At 52.6% G+C, this 20,751-nt stretch carries 23 protein-coding genes; 2 read left to right on the top strand and 21 right to left on the bottom strand.

Translation table 11 applies throughout. The features are described 5' to 3' along the window. Positions 1-31 precede the first annotated feature (31 nt). The 4 genes from P3L37_RS18750 to P3L37_RS18735 all read right to left on the bottom strand — a co-directional run bounded on the left by P3L37_RS18750 (position 32) and on the right by P3L37_RS18735 (position 2,780). Positions 32-301 carry a hypothetical protein gene (locus tag P3L37_RS18750; RefSeq protein ID WP_226617277.1) on the bottom strand — a complete coding sequence of 90 codons (270 nt, stop codon included), beginning with the start codon at positions 299-301 and terminating at the stop codon, positions 32-34. A 292-nt stretch (positions 302-593) separates the two neighbouring features. Then, on the bottom strand, positions 594-836 hold the full coding sequence (locus P3L37_RS18745; RefSeq protein WP_042847400.1) for a hypothetical protein: 243 nt from the start codon (positions 834-836) through the stop codon (positions 594-596). 185 nt (positions 837-1,021) lie between these two features. Further along, positions 1,022-2,071 (bottom strand): hypothetical protein, encoded by a 1,050-nt coding sequence (locus tag P3L37_RS18740; RefSeq protein WP_042847402.1) that lies wholly within the window; start codon positions 2,069-2,071, stop codon positions 1,022-1,024. After that, positions 2,064-2,780, bottom strand: a complete 717-nt coding sequence (locus P3L37_RS18735) for a hypothetical protein (RefSeq protein ID WP_272667572.1) — start codon at positions 2,778-2,780, stop codon at positions 2,064-2,066. Before P3L37_RS18735 ends, P3L37_RS18740 begins: the two co-directional genes overlap by 8 nt. A gap of 153 nt (positions 2,781-2,933) precedes the next feature. Between P3L37_RS18735 and P3L37_RS18730 the strand changes: the two genes are divergently transcribed. Continuing rightward, a complete protein-coding gene (locus P3L37_RS18730; protein ID WP_042849100.1) occupies positions 2,934-3,668 on the top strand; it encodes a hypothetical protein in 735 nt (244 codons plus the stop codon). Positions 3,669-3,704: 36 nt separating this feature from the next. On the opposite strand, the gene P3L37_RS18725 is transcribed toward P3L37_RS18730, so the two are convergent. From P3L37_RS18725 to P3L37_RS18645, 17 genes are all read right to left on the bottom strand, one after another. Beyond that, positions 3,705-4,493, bottom strand: coding sequence for an SDR family NAD(P)-dependent oxidoreductase (locus P3L37_RS18725; RefSeq protein ID WP_042849101.1), 789 nt, complete (start codon positions 4,491-4,493; stop codon positions 3,705-3,707). Between the two features lie 18 nt (positions 4,494-4,511). Further along, positions 4,512-5,660 (bottom strand): MFS transporter, encoded by a 1,149-nt coding sequence (locus tag P3L37_RS18720; protein ID WP_226617279.1) that lies wholly within the window; start codon positions 5,658-5,660, stop codon positions 4,512-4,514. Between the two features lie 20 nt (positions 5,661-5,680). Continuing rightward, positions 5,681-6,160: a cupin domain-containing protein gene (locus tag P3L37_RS18715; protein WP_052219460.1), complete on the bottom strand. Its 480-nt coding sequence runs from the start codon at positions 6,158-6,160 to the stop codon at positions 5,681-5,683. A 114-nt stretch (positions 6,161-6,274) separates the two neighbouring features. Beyond that, positions 6,275-6,856: a TetR/AcrR family transcriptional regulator gene (locus P3L37_RS18710; protein WP_042849103.1), complete on the bottom strand. Its 582-nt coding sequence runs from the start codon at positions 6,854-6,856 to the stop codon at positions 6,275-6,277. A 148-nt stretch (positions 6,857-7,004) separates the two neighbouring features. Next, entirely contained in the window at positions 7,005-7,577 is a 573-nt protein-coding gene (locus tag P3L37_RS18705) for a type I-E CRISPR-associated protein Cas6/Cse3/CasE (RefSeq protein WP_113767342.1), read from the bottom strand. A gap of 135 nt (positions 7,578-7,712) precedes the next feature. Beyond that, positions 7,713-8,405, bottom strand: a complete 693-nt coding sequence (locus P3L37_RS18700; RefSeq protein WP_042849105.1) for a DUF6710 family protein — start codon at positions 8,403-8,405, stop codon at positions 7,713-7,715. Positions 8,406-8,460: 55 nt separating this feature from the next. Beyond that, positions 8,461-9,342 carry a DNA replication terminus site-binding protein gene (locus tag P3L37_RS18695; protein ID WP_042849106.1) on the bottom strand — a complete coding sequence of 294 codons (882 nt, stop codon included), beginning with the start codon at positions 9,340-9,342 and terminating at the stop codon, positions 8,461-8,463. Between the two features lie 406 nt (positions 9,343-9,748). Then, the gene (locus P3L37_RS18690; protein WP_206276501.1) at positions 9,749-12,721 is read right to left on the bottom strand and encodes a Tn3 family transposase; all 2,973 of its coding nucleotides are present in this window, start codon (positions 12,719-12,721) and stop codon (positions 9,749-9,751) included. A gap of 2 nt (positions 12,722-12,723) precedes the next feature. Further along, positions 12,724-13,281, bottom strand: a complete 558-nt coding sequence (locus P3L37_RS18685) for a recombinase family protein (RefSeq protein ID WP_001162010.1) — start codon at positions 13,279-13,281, stop codon at positions 12,724-12,726. 130 nt (positions 13,282-13,411) lie between these two features. Further along, on the bottom strand, positions 13,412-14,899 hold the full coding sequence (locus P3L37_RS18680; protein ID WP_048607676.1) for an efflux transporter outer membrane subunit: 1,488 nt from the start codon (positions 14,897-14,899) through the stop codon (positions 13,412-13,414). After that, positions 14,886-15,359, bottom strand: coding sequence for a cytochrome c (locus P3L37_RS18675; protein ID WP_206276502.1), 474 nt, complete (start codon positions 15,357-15,359; stop codon positions 14,886-14,888). The genes P3L37_RS18680 and P3L37_RS18675 overlap by 14 nt, the downstream gene beginning before the upstream one ends. Before the next feature lie 28 nt (positions 15,360-15,387). Beyond that, entirely contained in the window at positions 15,388-16,098 is a 711-nt protein-coding gene (locus P3L37_RS18670; RefSeq protein ID WP_048607673.1) for an ABC transporter ATP-binding protein, read from the bottom strand. Between the two features lie 4 nt (positions 16,099-16,102). Further along, positions 16,103-17,305 carry an ABC transporter permease gene (locus tag P3L37_RS18665; RefSeq protein WP_094197185.1) on the bottom strand — a complete coding sequence of 401 codons (1,203 nt, stop codon included), beginning with the start codon at positions 17,303-17,305 and terminating at the stop codon, positions 16,103-16,105. Continuing rightward, the gene (locus P3L37_RS18660; protein ID WP_094963215.1) at positions 17,302-18,453 is read right to left on the bottom strand and encodes an efflux RND transporter periplasmic adaptor subunit; all 1,152 of its coding nucleotides are present in this window, start codon (positions 18,451-18,453) and stop codon (positions 17,302-17,304) included. Before P3L37_RS18660 ends, P3L37_RS18665 begins: the two co-directional genes overlap by 4 nt. Next, complete coding sequence (locus P3L37_RS18655; protein WP_004393990.1) at positions 18,450-19,058, bottom strand: TetR/AcrR family transcriptional regulator; 609 nt, start codon at positions 19,056-19,058, stop codon at positions 18,450-18,452. Before P3L37_RS18655 ends, P3L37_RS18660 begins: the two co-directional genes overlap by 4 nt. Before the next feature lie 80 nt (positions 19,059-19,138). Next, on the bottom strand, positions 19,139-19,813 hold the full coding sequence (locus P3L37_RS18650; RefSeq protein ID WP_094963216.1) for a hypothetical protein: 675 nt from the start codon (positions 19,811-19,813) through the stop codon (positions 19,139-19,141). A 162-nt stretch (positions 19,814-19,975) separates the two neighbouring features. Beyond that, the gene (locus P3L37_RS18645) at positions 19,976-20,137 is read right to left on the bottom strand and encodes a hypothetical protein (RefSeq protein WP_272537178.1); all 162 of its coding nucleotides are present in this window, start codon (positions 20,135-20,137) and stop codon (positions 19,976-19,978) included. 240 nt (positions 20,138-20,377) lie between these two features. Here P3L37_RS18645 and P3L37_RS18640 point away from each other — a divergent pair, with 240 nt between their 5' ends. Further along, positions 20,378-20,725: a hypothetical protein gene (locus tag P3L37_RS18640; RefSeq protein WP_042849109.1), complete on the top strand. Its 348-nt coding sequence runs from the start codon at positions 20,378-20,380 to the stop codon at positions 20,723-20,725. Positions 20,726-20,751: the final 26 nt, after the last annotated feature.

Genomic DNA, 20,751 nt, shown 5'->3' with positions numbered 1-20,751 from the left:
CTGTTATGACGAAGTCGGTGAGGGACTCCCCTCACCGGTACCGTTCACCCGCATTGAATCGTTCGATTAACACCGGCAAAGTATCAGTAAGACCATAATTAGCGACCGCTTTATCGCTGGCAGATTGACGCATAACCCCATTTTCAACGACGACAAAAGCCGTAATTCCGCTAAAGATAGTTTTTTCTCCCTCATAAACTTCGACGAACACACCAGGCTCAATGAGTTGTCGTTTAGGTCTGGAAGAAGGCCCGCCATTCGATGCCCGATCACCTTTCTTTGTCTTTGAGCTACCTGGCATGAACTGACCACCTTTATAGTGTTCACCGTTTACACCAACTTCGCCGCCTTTCTTTGCTTGGCCTTTCATGTCGATTAGTAGTCCTATTAATAGGTGGTATTAAAGAAAAGCCGGGTTAACACCCGGCCAGAAAAGTGAGGCCTTGATAGCTTACCCAGCACTGGGGTAAAGACGGTTTGTCTATACTGACTGGCTCACCGCAGTGGGCGACTGAAGAGCCAAGAAAGCCAGCGCCTAGCGCCAATACTAGCAATACCGAAAAAAGTGCTTTTTTATTCATTTCCGGGCTTGGTTAAATAAAACGATGACCGTTGTTATAGCGTGCGATCAGGTCGTCAATTCTACCTGTCAGTCCGCACATCCCAACGGCCACGTCACTGGCATTAATCTGCATAATGCCTTCTTCATCGACAGCGACCACTGCGCGCACTCGATCGAAGATCGATTCTTTTCCTGACTCCACCAGCTCATACCGACCTGGCTCAATCTGAAGTCGCCGTAAATCTCGGCTTTTGCGTTGAAGTGATTGGGTCATGAGTTGTTCCTGTTAGTTGTGGCTCCCATAGTGTGGCACAGCACATTCAGGGAACGAAATGATGTAAGTTTGCGATGCTGATTCAAACATTCAGGCGCATAATCCCCCTCGCAAAATAACAGTTTTCAAAATGATGTCGTGATTTTTAGGCAAAATGGTCACCAGTCAGCGACCGTATTTCACCATCAGTTCGTGATCACAAAAGTAGGCACCCCTGCCCCTATCGTCACGCGCTGCAAGTACGCTTCTATCGCGGGCTTATCCAAGACCCCGGTATGACGTAATTCAGCAGCCATGTCCGTTAATAACGTGACGTTGTCACGCATGAACTGGTTTATGATAGTGATCTGTTCGGCATGAAGGGTATTAAAGGCGGCGATGTTATGTCGCAGAGATTCGTCTTTACCGTCATCGATCAGTAGCACATTGCCAAAGCCGTTCTGAAGGTAACGGTCCGCTTGCTCACCCCATGAACGCATGTCCTCCTGCGACCCTTCGAATTGCTTGCCATAGACGGCCAATTCCGCAGCGGAGCCTCCGAGTGCCAACAACATTCGCCAATAAAGCTGATCGCGTGATGCTCGGCCATCAAGCGCAACGTTGCTTTCCATATAGCCCAGACGTAGTACAGTTCCGCGTGTTTCACGCGTAATGGCAACCCGCATGAATTCCGGATGAGTATTCTGAAGGGCATAGACCAGGGCATGGCCGCATTCATGGATTGCTGTCAGTTTCAGCGAGGCCTCTGATCGGCGAAGGGGGGCAGAAAAACGCCCATATTCGATATGTTGCGTTTGAATTTTTGAATTGCGTATGCATAACCGGTAAACAAAGGTGACAAGATAAAAACTTACCACTGCACTAATCGCCAATTCCGGGTCACGTAGTGCCCCGTCAATAACGCCATTAATCTCACCTTGGACCTGAGCGAAAAAACGGCAGACCAGCTGAAAAACGATCACCAGCAAAACGATATCGTAGACGAGCTTACCGAAGTAGCCGAGATAATCGAAAGTCGTAGTGCGCATAAAAGTGCTGATCACTAACCAGACCACAGCCAGAGGCATCGCCAGACCTAATAGGTTAACGATTATTTTTGTTGCTCCTGTCGCAGTATCGGGTGCAGGCCATCCCCAGAGGGACCAGAGGAGGAGCCCGGCCAATGCGATGAAGGAAAGGTGCTCACGAACAAAGGCGGTTGCACGAACCCATAGCGGGATCTGAGGCTTAAGCATGATTTTCCTCCCAGAGATGGATGGGGCCATTGGTTTGACGATGCTGTAGCGGTCGGGTCGATACCGCAGGGTTTGTCTCGTTGAAATACCGGCCAATTTCAATATCCGCTTTCACGGCACGAATGATGATACCGGCTAAGTGCAACGCCTCGGGCAGATCATAAACCGTCGGTTCGTCAATGGGGTCACCGCATTGCTCTTGTCCTGCCGTGATGCACAAAGGAATGACCAGGTCGCTTTCTTTCGAGTGAAAATCGCAGCTGAGCATGTGGCTATCATCATGACGGTAAGGCCAAACATGCGCGGTGAGCGCCTGACCTTTGGCCTGTTCACGGACATAGGCCACTATCTTTCCTGCAATGCCATGAAGCCCTGTATCGGTGAAGGTAAACCCAGAGGGAACGAGTTGACTCTTTTTGGGGGATTCCAGCGCGTCACGGGCATCGCTTTCGAGTTGGTATTGATCCAGCATCTCGGCAATGGCTTCGAAATTTAGCACATCGCTTAGTGCCTTGTTCAGATCGCCATTATGGGCTTGACTGGCTTTCAGGTGCTCTTCGGCCACCTTCACAAGCATATCAGCGGCCTGATCAAACAACCTCGCAGCCTGACGCATCAAGGACTCCGTTGCGGTTGACTCGGCTTTTGGCAATAAACCTGCCTGATAAAGGGTGTTTTTGAGATGATTGATTGCGTTTTCGTAGTTCATGGAGCTATGCCTATCGGTGGTATGAAGTTCCTCATGGTAGTGGCCGCACTGGGTATAGCGAATATTTAAGGTCCTCGTTTTGATGCCCTTTTCTGTACTCCGGTTTTCACGTCAATGTTATGGTTTTCAAAATTCATAATGAGGACTGCTTTGATGAAGAAAACAATGCTGGTTTTGCTGGTTGGCTTAGCTAATTCAACGATGGCACAAGCCAGTTTCACGATCCTTGAGGATGCCGACACGCAAGCCTATGAATCACCCAATTATGATGGCGGCCTCTATGGATCCAACGTACAGGATAATCTTCCGAAGCCGCCTGCCACTGAAGAAAAGCCAGAACCGGAACCGATCCACTCTGTTGATGTTGGTCAATTTAGCGTCGCGGGCATCCGCCTGGGAATGGATTTGAATGACGCGCTTGAAGCTGCGAATAAACACGCAGAGCAACGAAACATCAATGGTGTACGAACGCAAAGCCGTGATGGCAAAGTTACGGGAATGGCCTGGGCAAACAGTAATGAAGAGGTCATTGTGCAGCTGATTGATGACACTGAAGCAGCGCCAGATAAAAGCCTTGTAAAGGCTATTCGGTACACCTTCAATAACCCTGACAGTCTGGTCGCTGGCGCGATCGAAAAATACGGTGACCCCAGCACTAAATCTAATGGTAAGTTTATCTGGTGCGCCGCGAAAAGTGATGTGAAGAGTGAGTGCGATATGCGCGCCGCATGGATGCAGATTGATACCTACACGGTCAGCAGCATTGGCATTTTAGATGCAGTGGATCCAACTCTGATAAAACGCCTTAAGCAATTGCCCGTTGAAAAAGATGGCGATACAGCCGCAGAAGAGAAAGACGCTCAAGCATCGGTTTCACCTGGCCTATAAGAAAACAACCAGCCAAACGGCTGGTTGAATAACGTATTAAATACAAGAACCACCGGACGTATCGATGACCTGCCCTGTAATCCAACGACTTCGTTCTGAAGCCAAAAATGACACAACCTCGGCAATGTCGTTAGGTTTACCCACGCGTGAAAATACCGAGAATTCAGACGCCATCTTTTGAGCCTGTGCTTCGTGTAGCCAACCGCTGTTCATGTCAGTATCAACAACGCCAGGGGCAACAGCATTCACCGTAATACCACGAGAGCCCAATTCGCGTGCCAGCGATAACGTGAGCGTATTTATCGCACCCTTAGATGCCGCATAAATAGCTCGTTGGGGATCGGCAACTCGGGTTAAAACCGTCGATACGTTGATGATGCGCCCTGCTACATTAATGTGTGGTATCGCTGCTTTTAGTAAGAAAAACGGCGCTTCAACGTTGATAGACATGACTGTATTATAAATAGCAGGCTCAGTTTCAGTAATTGAAGCAGAAGGCGCGACACCGGCACAGTTAACCAGAATATCAATCCCTTGATAACCTTTTTCCTGAATGCGCTGGAAGAATTTCTGCCAAAGCTGGGATGCTTCCTGCCCTGCATGACTTGCAAAGTCCGCAGTAAAGACATCGGCATCGGCACCCAGCTGGTGGACCTCGTGAATGACAGATTTTGCCGCCTCCTGGTCTTTACCGCAATGGATCCCTACGTAGGACACGCCCATTTTAGCTAACGTCAGCACTATCTCACGCCCTATCCCCCTTGAGCCTCCCGTCACTAAAGCTACTTTCCCAGATAAATCAGTTTCGACGTTGTGCGTTACCATTCAAAAATCTCCGCTTACTCAGTTAACCCGAGACAGACCCGGTTTTTTACTCGCAAACGTCACGGTCTGTACCGCGACGGCCAATATTGCCAATACTGTTAACCCTGCCCCTGTCCATGTAGCGACAACGGGATCTTGACCGAATATGTTCATTGAAAAAGCACTAAACACCGTGCCCAGTGTTACACCCATCGTGATAACCGCAGTATGGACGGTTGTAACCAGATAGCCGGTACCACCAGCTTGGGTCACCCTGGTGATCAATGCAGGGTTCATTGAAATACCGATCAGCCCTACCAGTAAAACCATTATGAGGGTGACGGCCTTTATTTCACTGAACATCGACAAGGTGATCAGAGCCACGAGTAACAATCCATGCCCCATACGTAAAACGCCTACAGGATGAGCATCGGCGAACCGACCAACGATGAGGTTGCCGATCACAGTACAGATACCGTAACCGAGTAAAATGACAGTGGTTACATCCGAGCTGAAACCAGCGTTGTCTTGCAGTAAAGGCGTGAAGAAGGAGAAAGAACCATAAGCTGCCCCGATCGTTAAAAAACTCACCAGGTAGCGTGACCATAATTTAGGGGACTTTAGATTCTGTAGGTCTTCTACCGATTCGCTTTCCGTCGCCTTAGCAAGATCCGGCAAGCCTGTTTTGGCTAGTAGACTGACAAGCAGTGCCGCGACCCCTAATAGGTAAAAACAGCTTTGCCAATCCCACTGCGTGGCGATGAAATGACTGAGAGGTAGGCCAATAACCGTACCCACCATCATGCCGCTAAGAACAATCGAGACACAGCGGCCAATTTGGTCTGGAGATGGTGCGATCCTGGCCGCAAAGGTTAAGGCCAGCCCAAAGGTGGCACCGGACAGACAACCCGTTAGAACTCGCGCAAGTGCAAGCCACCAATAGGCGTGAACAACCGGCGCAAGAATTTCGATGATGGCATAAGCCGCAATAATGCCAGTCAACACTGAACGTGGTGACTTACGTCTTAAAACATAAGCGATTATCGGGCCACCGATCGCCATGCCTAACGCGTAAACGGAAACCAATAAACCGACCTGGCCGGTTGTCGCATCGAGATCTTCAGCAATGTTCGGTAGCATGCCTGCGGTTTGCAGTTCGCTCATCGTGACTACTAAAATAGTAATCATCAATATGTAGAGATGTCGGTTCAAATTTTATCCTCTTGATATGATCCATATTTTGCTCCGATAAGACGGGCAACTTCTTGATTGGTGCTGGAGACTTCAGGGATAGGTCTTCCTGCACTTGCCGTGAGACCTACTTCTAAAAAGAACCTTTCGAAGCCCCCTGGCGTAAAAATGAGTAACTGTTTTGCAAAATCTTTGGTGTTGTTTCTGAAGCCGTGCATCATGCCTCTTGGCACGAAGATTAGGCTTCCGGCTTGAGCGATAAACGTGTCATCCCCAGCCGAAATATCCAGCTGTCCGTGTGTGACATAAAAAATCTCGTCCTCGTTGAGGTGGTTATGACGCGGAGGGCCCCCGCCTGGTGGAATGATTGCCTCTAAAATAGAGAGTTGCCCTTGAGCGACACAGGGGTCGATCAGGACCGAGTACAGATCACCATTCATCCAAACGGACTCACCGTTACCAGAAGAAATATGGAATGCCTTGTCAGACGAATGCATTGATTTCAAACTCCATTATTTATTGATCAGTAAAGAATGTAACGAGGACGCCCTCATCCAATTGTGTACTGGTTAGTAAACAATTGGGCGAATTAATATGGTTTACGTATCGGGTTAGATTTTTCCGACGATACCTTCCGCTGCCTGAAGTAGATAGTCACGGTCAGGCATTGTTATGCCCATAATCCGCAGCCCGTAGTACCCGGATAGAAAAGCTTTGGCGCTGGTGGTGATATCTGTGGATGGCGTAAATTCATCCTTCCCTACGCCTTCAGCAATAACTTTTTCAATCATTGAAGCCAGGCGTAACAGATAGTGCTGGTTTATGGATTGGATTTCAGGGTCTTTGAAATTACGTTCAAGCACTGAATGTAATGCGAGGCAGCCTCTTGGGTTTTCAAGATCGAGATCGATGGAAATCCCCCACCGGAGCATATCCAAAAGGCGCTCTTTTGCGGGTTTATCAGCGGATAGAATCTCTCTTTGATAGTGAATACCCATCTCTTGATAATGGCGCAGTGCTTTTTGATATAGCCCTTGTTTGTTACCAAAGGCATGATACAAGCTTCCACGGCCAAGCCCAGTGACCTCGCATAACGTCTGCGTGCCACTCGCTTCATACCCATTATTCCAGAAGACATTCATTGCGGACTCAATGACAGCTTGGTCATCGTACTCCTTTGGTCTACCACTCATATCTATCCACCTATATATCATTTGTGGCTAGTTAACCAGTTCTTTACTGACCAGTCAATAACTATATTTTATCAATCAGTACACAATGAGGTAGCTATTCAAGCAACTCAATAATGCCGGGGGGGCCCGGCTCGGTATGTGAGGGGGATTATTTTGTCGTTACTGTAATTTGGCCAACTCCAAAAATACGTTTTCGTCCAACGCCAAAGACATATGCCTTTTCAAAGTCGGCAACCGAAGTCACTATGCCATTGGCATGGAATGTGCAGGCAGGGATATGGATCCTGTGCCCTTTTTGCGTAGGTTGGTCAGCCTTTTTTACGATTAAATTATCCATTTTGTTTACCCCGACATGGTGGGGAGTCAAGCCAGCACGATCTAAGCGGTATTTTACAAAATCCGGCAATTCCTCGGATGGGGGGCAAGTTTCACGCTTGCGGCCGTTTAAAACTTCACGCCGAACCGCTGCAATAGTCCCTGTGATTGTGACTTCCTGCCCTTCTGAAAAATACACGCTTTTTTTAACCTCACCCGGCACGCCAACGGCTTGTGCTGTGCGCAACAAGATGTAGGTATCATTGCCGGTGCCCGGTTGAATGGAAAACGAGTATGGGAGTTTTGCCTTGCACTGTTCCTGAATGAAATAATCCAGATGCTGATGTATCCGGTATAAGTCGTAGGACGAAATCCTTAAGCGAAGCGTACTTTCGAAATAATTCATGCTTTTTCTCACCAAAGGCCTTAGGCTGTATTACCTAAGGTTTGCTTATGGTAATGGGTAGGCGTCAGGTGACGAAATTGGGACTGAAAAAGAAAGAGGCAGATTCAGAAGGTTACGAAGTAAGTATTGCCATATTCATTCTGTTGCTGATGTGAGCATCCTACCAAGCTCAAACAATGCAGCACGGCGATGACATGTTACTTTGTCAAAGACCGTGCCATTCCGGTACCAAAATTTTCCATCGGTCTTTACTTGAGAGAATAATGGTGACATGTCGTAGACAGTATCTGGAATTATCATGCCTTCATTGGCGAGGACACCAGCAGTAATTGAATGGTTTCCACCGAATACAAAAGCTATATTCCAGGGAAGCCAAATCATTACTCGGTGGTTCATTTCATCCTGCTCCCAAGGGTTTCCCGCATGGAACCCTATGGAAGATAATGCGGATACATAACGATTGTAGTTCCAAGGACAAGGTAATATTAATGATGTAGATAGATCAGCAACATAGCTCGTTTCGTGGGTTAAACATGACTGTAGAGCATCATAATCAAGTACATCAAAAATATCTGAGAAAAAGAATTTATATGGGTTAACAAAGTCATCAGAGCGTGCATCCGTACCTTCTTCAGCTACCGCTATCAGTAAGTCACTTTGAATGTTTCTTCCGATGGCATTGATTAGCAACGGTATTGACCTCCCTCCGATTGACTGCCCCACAGCAATAATTCTGTTGAATTTCTCATAATTCATTTCTTGGATTTTACGCTGTTCATCCAAAATATGGTTCTTGATAATATGATTTTTCAGCTTACTTAAAAACATGATGATTATCTCGAATTATTGATTATTTGATTTCTGCTGTTCCAAGCAAAATACCTCACACAAGCAGCACTTCGATGGTTTCGCCATGATAAGTACCTATGACCTCAGTTGCCAGGCGGTCACTGTTACGCTGGATATCGCGCGGTGCATAGTTTTGAAGTGGCTTAATATCCAGACGCTGATCTTGAATGACAATATAGGGCATCAAAGCGGTTACGGTTTTCAATGCGGCAGTCGCTGCACCATCTTCATTACGAAATACGATGTTTGCCACAGGCTGTATTTTGGCTGGCCGACGCAGGCGCAACTTTTCCTGAGGGGTATTTGCAATTTTCTGGGCAAGATTACCGACAGGTAAGCTCACGGCACTATTGTCAATGACATCCGTTTGCATAGATGCCAGCAATTTAGTTTTGTCTGGGATCCGCAGTAGCGATTTGCGTTGCCATGAGAAGCGGACAGATTGAAGGTCGGCATTATGCCAGGCACGGATTTGGCGGTACAGATGTAGAGTCATAACACCAGGACACGCATTATGTAGTGCAGAAAAGCGCGCATTCTGATTACCGAACTCACTGATGATGTGGTCCTGTATAGACTGCTTACTAAAGTTAATGGCCGTGATCAGCGCCATGACTTCAGCTGAGAATTCTGGGTTGTCATCCGCGTACCAAAGTACACCGGCAGTTCGACGCGTCGATTTCTGAGAAAGCCCATCCTTAATATGCAGATCGGTGTAAGCTTTTTGGGCCTGCTCGATGGCTTGAGCGCCATACATTAGAATCGGTTCAATACGGGCAACCGGCAGGTTTTCTTCACCATCGGCCACTGGCGGTATAACGCAAACGCGTGCATATAGCGGAGACTTCTCCGCCAGCACTCGATTGAGCAACGCCAAGTCATCTTCCAGGCGATGGAAGGTTTGTGCGATGTTCATAATAATAAATCCCCGAGAAAGGGTAACGTGCTAACCCCCCACCGTGGTGGGGGCTGTATATATATCCATACTTTATACAATTATCAGGCGGGAATGCAAGAATTCGTTATTTCACATGAAGCCGGGGTTTGAGATTAACCGAGGAACGTAGTGTGTTCGGAAACTAGAACTTTGGCGTGATCAACTATCCATGTATGTGCTTCTTTAACTGTGCCTGGGGCATTCTGGGCTGCGTAAGAGCTGGCAAAATTCGGAATGGACTTTCAATCTGGCCGCTAATGTCATTAAACTTGCTACCTGTTCCACGGTGAGGGGTCTGTTGAGAACTATAGCCTGTGCTTTTGCTTGAAGCTTGCTCCGCAGAAACCTAAAAGGGGTCGTCTCAGAAAACGGAAAATAAAGCACGCTAAGCCGGTGGCAGCGGTCGCAATGGCCTGAACTTCCCCGCACCGATCTTGGCACTGCTGCGCCATAGGTAATCGCCGGTCAGGTTGATATGCTCCCACCCCAGCGGTGACAGATATTGCAGCAACGTGTCGTCCAGCGCCTTGCCGTGGGCACGCAAAGCACTGGTAGCACGCTCCAGATAGACCGTGTTCCACAACACGATGGCCGCCGTCACCAGATTGAGGCCGCTGGCCCGGTAGCGCTGCTGCTCAAAACTGCGGTCGCGGATTTCACCCAATCGGTAGAAGAAGACCGCCCTGGCCAGCGCGTTGCGCGCCTCGCCCTTATTCAGCCCCGCATGGACGCGGCGGCGCAGCTCCACGCTTTGCAGCCAATCCAGAATGAACAGCGTGCGCTCGATGCGCCCCAGCTCGCGCAGGGCGACGGCCAAGCCGTTTTGGCGCGGATAGCTGCCGAGCTTGCGCAGCATCAGCGAGGCCGTCACCGTGCCCTGCTTGATCGAAGTGGCCAGCCGTAGGATTTCATCCCAATGAGCGCGAATAGCCTTGATGTTCAGCCTGTCGCTGCTAATCATCGGCTTGAGTGCATCGTAGGCAGTATCGCCCTTGGGAATGAACAGCTTGGTGTCGCCCAGGTCGCGGATGCGCGGCGCGAACCGGAATCCCAGAAAGTGCATCAGGCCGAACACATGATCGGTGAAGCCCGCCGTGTCGGTGTAGTGTTCCTCGATACGCAAGTCAGACTCGTGGTACAGCAGGCCATCGAGCACATAGGTCGAGTCGCGCAAGCCGACGTTGACCACCTTGGCGCTGAAGGGCGCGTATTGGTCGGAGATATGGGTATAGAACGTCCGCCCAGGGCTACTTCCATACTTCGGATTGATATGCCCGGTGCTCTCTGCCTTGCTGCCGGTTCGGAAGTTCTGGCCGTCCGACGATGACGTGGTGCCGTCGCCCCAGTTTCCGGCGAAGGGTTGTCGAAACTGTGCGTTCACCAGCTCGGCCAGCGCCGTCGAATAGGTTTCGTCGCGAACGTGCCAGGCTTGCAGCCAAGACAGCTTGGCGTAGGTGGTGCCAGGGCAGGATTCGGCCATCTTGGTGAGCCCAAGATTGATACCATCAGCCAGAATCGTCGTCATCAGCAAGGTTTTGTCCTTGGCCGTGTCACCGGTCTTCAGGTGTGTGAAGTGGCGCGTGAAGCCCGTCCATTCATTGACCTCCATCAGCAACTCGGTGATCTTGAGGTGCGGCAGCAACATCGCCGACTGGTCAATCAAGGCTTGCGCGGCGTCTGGCACCGCTGCGTCCAGCGGCGTGATCTTCAGGCCCGATGCAGTGGTGATGATGGCGTCCGGTAAGTCGTTGGTCGCCGCCATGCGGTTGACTGTGGCGAGTTGCGCCTCCAATAATTCCAGTCGGTCATGCAGATATTGGTCGCAGTCGGTGGCCACGGCCAGTGGCAATTCGCTGGCCAGCTTCAGGGTGGCGAACTTCTCGATCGGCACCAGGTATTCGTCGAAGTCCTTGAACTGGCGCGAACCCTGCACCCAAACATCACCAGAGCGCAGTGCGTTCTTCAGCTCCGACAGGGCGCATAACTCGTAGTAACGCCGGTCAATACCCTCGTCGGTCAGAACCAGCTTTGCCCAGCGCGGCTTGATGAATGCGGTTGGCGCATCGGCGGGCACCTTGCGCGCGCTGTCGCTGTTCATGCCGCGCAGCACGTCGATGGCATCGAGCACACCCTTGGCGGTGGGCGCGGCGCGCAGTTTGAGCACGTCCAGGAACTGCGGCGCATAGCGGCGCAGCGTGGCGTAACTCTCGCCGATATGGTGCAGGAAATCAAAATCGGCAGGCCGCGCCAGCGTTTGCGCCTCGGTGACGCTGGCGGCGAAGGTGTCCCACGGCATGACCGCTTCGATGGCGGCGAACGGATCGCCGCCGCTTTGTTTGGCTTCAATCAGCGCCTGACCGATGCGCCCATACATCCGCACCTTGTCGTTGATCGCCTTGCCGGAAGCCTGGAACTGCTGTTGATGCTTGTTCTTGGCCGCATTGAACAGCTTGCCGATGATGCGGTCGTGAAGGTCGATGATTTCATCAGTGACGGTGGCCATGCCCTCGATGGCCAGTGCTACCAAGGTGGCGTAACGCCGCTGCGACTCGAACTTGGCTAGGTCGGCGGGCGTCATCTGGCCGCCCTCGCGGGCGATCTTGAGCAAGCGGTTTTGGTGTACCTGCCGTTCGATGCCAGCAGGTAGGTCAAGCGCCTGCCAGGCTTTGAGGCGTTCGATGTGTTCAAGCATGTGGCGCGAGTTCGGCTTGGCGGGCGATTGGCGCAGCCACGCTAGCCACGTCATTTTGCTACCATCCTTGCGCTTGAGCAGTTCGTCCAGGCGGTGGCGATGGACAGGTATCAAGGAATCGGCCAATGCCGCATGGATGCTCCGGTTGGCACGGGTAATGGCCTCGGCGCTTGCGCGCTCGATGGCATTCATGGCGGGTAGGATGATGCTCTGCCGCCGCAGGTTTTCAACAAGGGTGCTGGCCAGCACAATGCCTTTGTCTGTTTGCAAGGCCAGTTCGGTCAATGTATGCACGGCTTGCCGGTAGTGACTCATGGTGAAGGGCTTGAATCCAAACACCGTTTTCAGCTCGACCAAGTGCTCCCGCCGTGTCTGCTCGCGCTGGCCGTAATCGTTCCAGCTTTCCACCGGCACCTTGAGTTGTGCGGCCACCATGCGCAGCAGGGGCGGAAATGGAGGTTCATCGACGCCCAAGAAGATGCCAGGGAATCGCAAGTAGCAAAGCTGCACGGCGAAGCCCAATCGATTCGCGGCGCCGCGACGCTGACGGATCACCGACAGGTCGGTTTCGTTGAACGTGTAGTGCCGTATCAGTTCGTCTTTGACATCTGGCAGTGCCAGCAGACTTTCGCGCTCGGTGGCGGACAGGATTGAGCGGCGTGGCATGGTCAGTCTTCCCGCAGGTACTGGTACAAGGTTTCGCGGCTGATGCCGAAGTCACGGGCCACCAAGGTTTTTTGGTCGCCTGCCGCAACTCGCCGTTTCAACTCGGCAATTTGTTCGCTGTTCAGCGATTTCTTTCGTCCCCGGTAGGCACCGCGCTGCTTGGCCAGCACGATTCCCTCGCGCTGACGTTCGCGGATCAGGGCGCGCTCGAACTCAGCAAAGGCTCCCATGACCGACAGCATCAGATTGGCCATCGGTGAGTCCTCGCCGGTGAACGTCAGCCCTTCTTTGACGAACTCCATGCGCACGCCCCGTTGTGTCAGCCCTTGGACGATGCGGCGCAGGTCATCAAGGTTGCGTGCCAACCTGTCCATGCTATGCACCACCACGGTGTCGCCCTCGCGGACGAAGGCCAGCAGCCTTTCAAGTTCGGGACGTTGTGTGTCCTTGCCTGAAGCCTTATCGGTGAATACCTTGCCGACTTCTATTTGTTCCAGTTGTCGATCAGGATTCTGGTCGAAGCTGCTGACGCGGACGTAGCCGATACGTTGACCTTGCAAGATGCCTCCAAAGGTAAAAATGTCAGGATGAAATCTATTACCCTTGGCTGAATGTGTCAATAAATATAAATTCACACTCTACTCTGACGTTGTTTGTGCTCAACATCTGACATCAGGTTAGGGCATAGCCTTAACTGACACCACCTCCCAGGGCCTGATATAAAGCAACACTATCGACTAGGCGTTGTGCCTGGGCCGCAATCATATTGATCCGGATTGACTGTGCCTGTTGCTGCGCGATGAGCAGTTGCAGGTAGCTGGCCGCGCCCAGCCGGTATTGCCGCTCGACCGACTGCAAGGAGGCCTGTGCAGCCATATCAGCGGCAGCGAGGGCAGTCAAAGTTTGTGCATCGCTTTCCACCGCGCGCAGGGTGTCGGCGACGTTACGCAAAGACTCCAATACGACGCTCTGGTAATTGGCTGCGGCGGCATCAAAAGCGGCGAGCGCCGCTCTTTTTTCAGCGGGTAGCCCTGGATTAAAAAGAGGCTGGGTGAGCTGCGCAACCAGGCCCCACACTGCCGAGCCACCACCGAACAGGGCACCGGTGGTCAGCGCTTGAGAGCCAAGGTTGGCGCTCAGGTTGATCTGTGGGTAGAGCTTGGCGACAGCCACACCATAGTCTGCATTGGCCGCATGCAACAGCGCCTCTGACGCCTGGATATCCGGTCGGCGGCGCACCAGTTCTGAGGGCACGACGAGCGGCATCTCGACGGGCAGAGTGAAATCGGCCAGAGTGAAGGCCGGGATGCCACCCGTGCCTGGGGCACGACCGGCTAGCACCGCCAGTAGATGTTCGGTTTGTTGCAGTTGTTTACGCAGCGCAGGCAGTTCTGCCCGCGTTTGCTCCGCCTGAGCTTGTAGGCTCAACGCTTCATCAGGTGAGGCCTGACCGATACGCACGCGTTCATGGGCTAGGCGCAGTTGCTCATCCTGCACGCGCAAAATGGCAGTAGTGGCTTCTAGTTGCGCGGCGAGGCGTGCTCGGGTAATGGCAGCGGTTGCCATGTTGCCGGCAAGGGCCAGGCGCGCAGCATTCAGTTCGAAGCGACGGTAGTCGGCGCGAGCAGCCAAGGCTTCGAGTGCGCGCCGGTTGCCGCCAGCCAGATCGAGGTTGTAATGCACGCCAACGCTGGCGTTGTAGAGGCTGAATTGACGTGCGTCTCCGCTCAACCCTTGGCTACTGGGACTCATTTGCTGGCGCTGAGATCCCAGTGCGACATCTACCTGTGGATATTGCGTCGAGCCCGCCTGTGCGGCAAGAAGCTCCTGCGCCTGTCGCAAATTGGCGCTGATGCTCGCCAGCGTCGGGCTGACATGGAAAGCTTCGTTGATCAGTCCGTCGAGTGCGGATGAACCCAAGCTTTGCCACCATTGCGTTTCGATCGGAAGCCCTTCGACTAGACGTTGTGTTTCGCCGAACTGCGTGGGAGCGGACGCGGTTCTATCAGCCACCGGTGTTGCAGTGTAGCGAGCCACATCGGGTGCGGTGGGACGCTGAAAATCAGGGCCGGCGGCGCAGCCGGCCAGACCGGCGGTGACCAGACCAGCTACCAGGTAAGTTGCCGCAAGCCGTCTTTTGAGGCTGATGGGGCGCTGGCATGTTTTAGCGTGCTCCATAAAAATGCTCCACGAAAGGTTTACGGAAAGCTTGGTGGCAGCCCAAGCAGCTTTCCTGCACGTGGGCGAATGATTGGATCACCGCCTTGCCGTCGCTGCTCGCAGCAGCCAGCTTCATGGCCAGCGCCGCCTCGTGAGTCTGCGCGTCAAAGTTTCTGAACTTGGTCGCATCAGCGCCGAGGTAAGCAAGGATGCGCATTTTTTCAGTAAGCGGTGGCTCGGGGTGTGCAGCAACTTTTGGGGCGAGCTGAACGACCTGAACCCATTCCTCCTGCGAAATCGCACCGGTAATAGCCTGCATGTTGCGCTCGAGTTCCTGCATGATCTTGCGTAGCGCCAGTGGCTCAACCTGGGTAGCGTCACCAGCCCAAGCTGGCAACTGAAAACCCCATAAAAGCAGGCAGGCCGTAACGGTCAGGGTGATAGTTCCAAATGCGTGGCTGTGTTTGCGGTGGGTCATGAAATTCTCCTGTAATTCAATCGTTCTCTCATTCGAACTCCCGCCCTTCGCCAGCTTCCTCATGGGTCACACCGTCGCGGATGTGGTAGATGCGCTTGAAAGTGGGGATGATCTTTTCGTCATGGGTGACGACGATGATGGCGGTCTCGAACTTCCGAGCCATGTCGTTGAGGATGCGAATCACCGCCATGGCACGCACGCTGTCGAGAGGTGCGGTGGGTTCATCCGCCAGGATCACCGGTGGGCGGTTAACCAATCCGCGCGCGATGGCAACCCGTTGCTGCTCGCCACCGGAGAGTTGCGATGGCATGGCGTGAACTCGGTGTTGCACATCAAGCGCCGTAAGCAATTCCAATGCCTTCGCTCGCGCCTCTGCATTCGCGACGCCTGCAAGCATCGGCAGCAGGGCCACGTTGTCGGTGACATCGAGAAACGGAATCAGGTACGGCGATTGGAAGACAAAACCAATTTTGTCGCGCCGCAAGGCGCGCAGATCACGAACTTGCCAACCGCCGTCGTATATCACTTCATTACCCAGCGTCATGCGGCCGTCGCTCGGATCGATCACCGCACCCAGGCATTTAAGCAGCGTGCTCTTGCCCGAGCCGGAAGGGCCGACCAATCCGACCACCTCACCTGGTGCAACCTGCATATTCACGTCCTTCAACGCGTAGACAGCCGTGTCACCTTTGCCAAAGCGTTTGCTTAGGCCTTCGATGCGGATTCCTTTTCCAATCATGGGGTCACCCTATCGCTTCGGCCGGATCGACCTTGAGTGCCATGCGAATGGCGACGATGCTGGCCAGCACGCAAATCACGAGCACGGCAAAAAAACCGGTCACGGAATCCATTGGCGTGAGCAGCACATATTTGGGGAACAGGGGGGCTGAGAAAGTGGCGGTGATCTTGCCGACCACGAAGCCAATCACCCCCAAGGCGAGCGCCTGCTGCATGATCATCGCGGCGATAGTTCGGTTGCGTGTGCCGATGAGCTTCAATACCGCGATCTCGCGGATTTTGTCCATCGTCAGCGAGTAGATGATGAAAGCGACGATGGCCGCGCTAACGATGGCCAGAATCACCAAGAACATGCCTATCTGTTTGGCCGACGTGGCGATCAACTTGCCGACGAGGATGTCTTCCATCTGTGCCCGTGTGTAGACCGTCAAACGCTTCCAGCGTCGGATGGATTCGGCAACCTCGTCCGGCGCATGACCAGGTTTCAGAGTGACCAGCACTGCATTGACGAACGCGTTGGTGCTCTGTGAAGCAATCACGGCATCCAGCAAACCAGGAACACCGGGTCGATTGAAGGCCGGGTTGGCTTCGGTGCGACGCCGGCTTTGCCAAATGGCGTCGTTGTCCTTGAGGAACTGAGCCTCTTGGGCATCCTTGAGCGGAATGAATACCATCGGGTCGCCGCTGGACGACACCATGCGCCGTGTCAGCCCCACGACGGTGTAATGATTTCGGCGAATGGCAAGACGATCTCCCAGTTTGAAGCCGGTGGCGATGTCGGCCACCGCCTCGTAGTGACCGCGCGTGATCTGGCGTCCAGCGACGAGATAAGGAGGCCATCCGGGTGTAGCCCCCAACGCACCGGGCGCGATGCCGACCACCATGGTGCGTACATCACTCTCGCCCTTGCGTACCTGCATGGTCAGGTAGGTCACGTTCGCTGCCTGTGAGACTCCCGGCATGGCGAGAATGGCGCGATACACGTCATCGTTGAGGCTGGACGACTCCGCATAAGGACCCAGAGTATCCTTTTGCACCACCCAAAGGTCAGCGCCACTGTTGTCGAGCAACGCCTTGCCGTCGTCCACCATGCCTCGGTACACCCCAGCCATGACCAGGGTGACGCCGATCAGCAGACCCAGACCGATGCCGGTGAAGACGAATTTTCCCCAGGCATGGAGAATGTCGCGGCCGGCCAGGCTGATCATCGTGACACTCCTGGGATATGGTCGACCACATGGATGCGGCTGCGCGCCGTCAGTGCCTTTTCGCTATAGGTCACAACCTGGTCCCCATTCTTGAGCCCTTCGCGCACCTGCACGTAACCATTGAGGTCGGAAGTGCCGAGCTTGACCGGGGAGAAATGCAGATCACCATCCACGATTTGCCAGACACCAACTTTGTCGCCCTCACGCTGGACGGCAGCGTTGGGGATCAGTGGAGCGGCCGGGAGCGCCGGCAAGTCAACCGTGACTTCGGCCAGTTCACCCACCGGTGGCAAAGGTTCTGGTTTGTTATCGAATGTCACCTTGGCAAGCGTTTCCTCGGTTACCGCGTCGGCCTTGGGTTCCACCCGCAGCACGCGACCTTTCAAGGTCTGGCCACCACGCGAACGCAGGACGATAAGAGTCGGCAACCCCCCAGCCAGCCCCGATGCGCTGATCTGGTCGAAGCGCGCATTGATCCACAAACTCTTGGGGTCGATCACTTCCACCACGGCCTGGCCCGCGACGATGGTCGTGCCGGGATCGGCATCGCGCACGGCGACTACACCGTCGACCGGCGCGATCAGGCGCAGATTGCTCCGCTGCGCGACGAGTCCTTCGCGGTCGGAGCGTGCCCGGACAATATCTTCCCGAGCGGCAGATAAGGCGGCATCGGCGATCTGCAGTTCCAGCCGCTTGGTGGTGACGATTTCCTCGCTGGTCGAGCGCACCGCAAACAATTGCTCGTAGCGGCGCGCCTGGGTTTGCGCGTAGGCTTGCCGGGCTTCTGCCTCGCGCAAAGCCGCTTCCGCACGCTTGAATGCCGACTCCTGTGAGCGCACCCGATCATCGAGGTCGACCGGCTCCATCTCGCCGAGCACCTGTCCGGCCTTGACCTGGTCGCCTACATGCACCTCCAGGCGTTTGACGCGCCCAGCAAACGTCGGCCCGATCTTGTAGGTGTAGCGCGCCTCCACCGTGCCGATGCCGAACAGCGCCGGTGTGATAGCCCGTGATTCCACGCTTGCCACCGTCACAGCGACCGGGGCGAGCGGCCCTGATCGCAGACCGACATAAATAAAAAGCACCAGCAAAGGAATGATGACGGCAAGCAGCGCCAGGGTGCGGCCTTGCAAGGGTAACTTTTTCATTGCGCACTCCTTATGCCACGCCGATAAATTGCAAAGACGCGCGGCGCATCGCGGTGCATACGTCCCACATCACCCGCCAACAGCGATTGCATGACCAAGCCCTGGATCGTGCCAATGAACAGCGTTGCCGCCGCCTCGTTGTCAAGCGAGGGAGACAACTCGCCGCTGGCCTTGCCTTTCTCGATGAGACGATGCAAACGTTCGCCGTAGCGCTGAATCAAGGTTTGCACCATGCGCTTGGCCGGTGTCGATTCGGCACGCTGAAGCTCACCAAACATCATTCTTGGCACGCCTGGGTGCTCAGCTACGAATTCGATATGACTCATGAACATCGCCTCCATGGCTGCCAAGGGCGACTCGATTCCTTGTGCGGATCGATCGATTCTGGCTAATAGGCGCTCTGCTACCCACTCCATGACCGCCTGCCAAATGGCTTCCTTGTTCGGGAAGTGCCGAAACAGCGCACCCTGGGTCAAGTTCATGTGTTTAGCGATAGCCGCAGTGGTTATCTCGCTTGGGTTTTGTGAACCGGCAAGCGCCACGACGGACTCGACAGTTACGGCACGACGTTCATCGGCCGGCAGATGCTTTGGATGGGTGTCCACGAGCACTCCTTGTAAGATAGTAATTGATTACTATCTTACCACAAGAGGCAACTCAAACAAGAGAAAACCCGACGTACTCGTCAATATCTAGCGTCTGCAATGGGCTTAACGTGCTTTATTTTCCGTTTTCTGAGACGTCCCCTAAAAACCAATGCCAGAAGTAGCGTGAACATAATGAATGGAATGCCTTCCGCCAGTGTGTTTTGCGGATTAAGCAGGATAAGGCCGAGCACTCCACTCAGGAGGAAGAAACCAATACTCATCCACTTTAAGACAGGCGTTCCATGTCGATATACAATGAGTTTAATAATCTGGGTATCTGGTAAATCCTTCCCCATCGGTAATGAATATGCTGTTTGTATCGCTTTAGCTAACCCGTCATCGAATTGGCCGAGCGTCAGAGGTTTGTCTTTGTCTTTAACCCAGGCGTCGAACTCTGGTTTCACATCACTCTCTTCTATCAGATCGATATAGAACTGTGTTAGCGGCCATTCTATCTGTTGGTCATAATAGGCTTGTGGTCCACCCGCGTCATCCAGAGCGCGAATTTTAATTGCATACTTAGAGATACCAAACAGCACTACCGCAACAAACAAGATTGCGGAAGCCAGAATCAGTCTGTCTATATCCATGCCGGTAAAGAGCGAGTAAATAAACAGGGCGACACTTACCACTTGCAGCACCGCTGTACCAATAACAAAAAACCAAGCACTCTTGCCCAGAAAGGAAATGCATGCGTCAATATTTAACTTCATCAGATAATTAGCCCGCTTAATAATAGATATTAATAATACCTAAACCACGATCAGCTGCATCAGGAAATGACAGCAAACCGATCTGCTTTTTCCTATGCATGAGAAATTTACCCTGTTGAAATACGCCATGCCATAACCGATATCAGTTCCAACATTACAAATCTAGACCAACATACAATATGATTTAATTAACCCACCGCTGCCACACTGAAGACCTTCTTTACCTACTTTATCGCTGAATTTACCGAATCCCCCGCCTCTTATTTTTTCTCTTTTTTTCTCTTTTTTTCTCTCTTTTATCTCTTCTTTTCTCGCGTCGGTCATTCAGGAAGAACTTGCCGATTCCAAATAATGACACCGAACCCAAGCGGGCTTTCATATTATCGCGGAACAATGAGGATAGAGCTCGGGCTGGGTTTTGCCCCAAGCGGAGCGCCGGGGCATGGGGTTATACCCTTTATTGTATGTTGGTCTAGATATTAGGTTATTAAACCTTCTTAATATGACTTTAATTAAAACTGCATTATCATTACTTAAAAATGACAACTTCATCAGGAATAGCAAATGGAACTATTAAAATCAGAAATACCATTCACAATTCATGATAGTGAAATTAGTCAGGGGCCATTTCCAGCAAATGGTTTCCTACCATTATTTGAAACTGATTTTGGCAACGGCGATTACTATGGTTTGTACTGGCCTATCGGTCTTGAAAATGAACGCCCTATAGTTTGCGAACTATTTCACGATGAATGGCGTCTCGCCCCCGTTTTTTCAAATGCGTTAATATTGGCGGAGTGCCTGGAAATGGATAATGACTGTCAGGATGATGATTCAGTGATTGACGATCCCCTGCTTGGGGTTGTGTGCCCATTTCATCGAAAAGTCCAAAGTTTGCTTGTAGCCCTTTGATATCAAGGACTACAGCCGATATATAG

Origin of the sequence: Providencia sp. PROV114, assembly GCF_032704305.1 — a bacterium.
In the GTDB taxonomy this organism is placed as follows: domain Bacteria; phylum Pseudomonadota; class Gammaproteobacteria; order Enterobacterales; family Enterobacteriaceae; genus Providencia; species Providencia rettgeri.
The sequence above is the reverse complement of the archived record's forward strand: the minus strand, read 5'-3'. Positions and strand labels throughout refer to the sequence as shown.

What these genes read in the sequence shown, in the direction of transcription:
- P3L37_RS18680 (WP_048607676.1), bottom strand. Translation starts at nt 14,899, where the DNA reads ATGGAGCACGCTAAAACATGCCAGCGCCCCATCAGCCTCAAAAGACGG.
- P3L37_RS18660 (WP_094963215.1), bottom strand. Translation starts at nt 18,453, where the DNA reads ATGAAAAAGTTACCCTTGCAAGGCCGCACCCTGGCGCTGCTTGCCGTC.
- P3L37_RS18675 (WP_206276502.1), bottom strand. Translation starts at nt 15,359, where the DNA reads ATGACCCACCGCAAACACAGCCACGCATTTGGAACTATCACCCTGACC.
- P3L37_RS18730 (WP_042849100.1), top strand. Translation starts at nt 2,934, where the DNA reads ATGAAGAAAACAATGCTGGTTTTGCTGGTTGGCTTAGCTAATTCAACG.
- P3L37_RS18640 (WP_042849109.1), top strand. Translation starts at nt 20,378, where the DNA reads ATGGAACTATTAAAATCAGAAATACCATTCACAATTCATGATAGTGAA.
- P3L37_RS18720 (WP_226617279.1), bottom strand. Translation starts at nt 5,660, where the DNA reads ATGATTACTATTTTAGTAGTCACGATGAGCGAACTGCAAACCGCAGGC.
- P3L37_RS18695 (WP_042849106.1), bottom strand. Translation starts at nt 9,342, where the DNA reads ATGAACATCGCACAAACCTTCCATCGCCTGGAAGATGACTTGGCGTTG.
- P3L37_RS18745 (WP_042847400.1), bottom strand. Translation starts at nt 836, where the DNA reads ATGACCCAATCACTTCAACGCAAAAGCCGAGATTTACGGCGACTTCAG.
- P3L37_RS18740 (WP_042847402.1), bottom strand. Translation starts at nt 2,071, where the DNA reads ATGCTTAAGCCTCAGATCCCGCTATGGGTTCGTGCAACCGCCTTTGTT.
- P3L37_RS18715 (WP_052219460.1), bottom strand. Translation starts at nt 6,160, where the DNA reads ATGCATTCGTCTGACAAGGCATTCCATATTTCTTCTGGTAACGGTGAG.
- P3L37_RS18690 (WP_206276501.1), bottom strand. Translation starts at nt 12,721, where the DNA reads ATGCCACGCCGCTCAATCCTGTCCGCCACCGAGCGCGAAAGTCTGCTG.
- P3L37_RS18710 (WP_042849103.1), bottom strand. Translation starts at nt 6,856, where the DNA reads ATGAGTGGTAGACCAAAGGAGTACGATGACCAAGCTGTCATTGAGTCC.
- P3L37_RS18670 (WP_048607673.1), bottom strand. Translation starts at nt 16,098, where the DNA reads ATGATTGGAAAAGGAATCCGCATCGAAGGCCTAAGCAAACGCTTTGGC.
- P3L37_RS18650 (WP_094963216.1), bottom strand. Translation starts at nt 19,813, where the DNA reads ATGAAGTTAAATATTGACGCATGCATTTCCTTTCTGGGCAAGAGTGCT.
- P3L37_RS18645 (WP_272537178.1), bottom strand. Translation starts at nt 20,137, where the DNA reads ATGACCGACGCGAGAAAAGAAGAGATAAAAGAGAGAAAAAAAGAGAAA.
- P3L37_RS18705 (WP_113767342.1), bottom strand. Translation starts at nt 7,577, where the DNA reads ATGAATTATTTCGAAAGTACGCTTCGCTTAAGGATTTCGTCCTACGAC.
- P3L37_RS18750 (WP_226617277.1), bottom strand. Translation starts at nt 301, where the DNA reads ATGCCAGGTAGCTCAAAGACAAAGAAAGGTGATCGGGCATCGAATGGC.
- P3L37_RS18700 (WP_042849105.1), bottom strand. Translation starts at nt 8,405, where the DNA reads ATGTTTTTAAGTAAGCTGAAAAATCATATTATCAAGAACCATATTTTG.
- P3L37_RS18725 (WP_042849101.1), bottom strand. Translation starts at nt 4,493, where the DNA reads ATGGTAACGCACAACGTCGAAACTGATTTATCTGGGAAAGTAGCTTTA.
- P3L37_RS18735 (WP_272667572.1), bottom strand. Translation starts at nt 2,780, where the DNA reads ATGAACTACGAAAACGCAATCAATCATCTCAAAAACACCCTTTATCAG.
- P3L37_RS18665 (WP_094197185.1), bottom strand. Translation starts at nt 17,305, where the DNA reads ATGATCAGCCTGGCCGGCCGCGACATTCTCCATGCCTGGGGAAAATTC.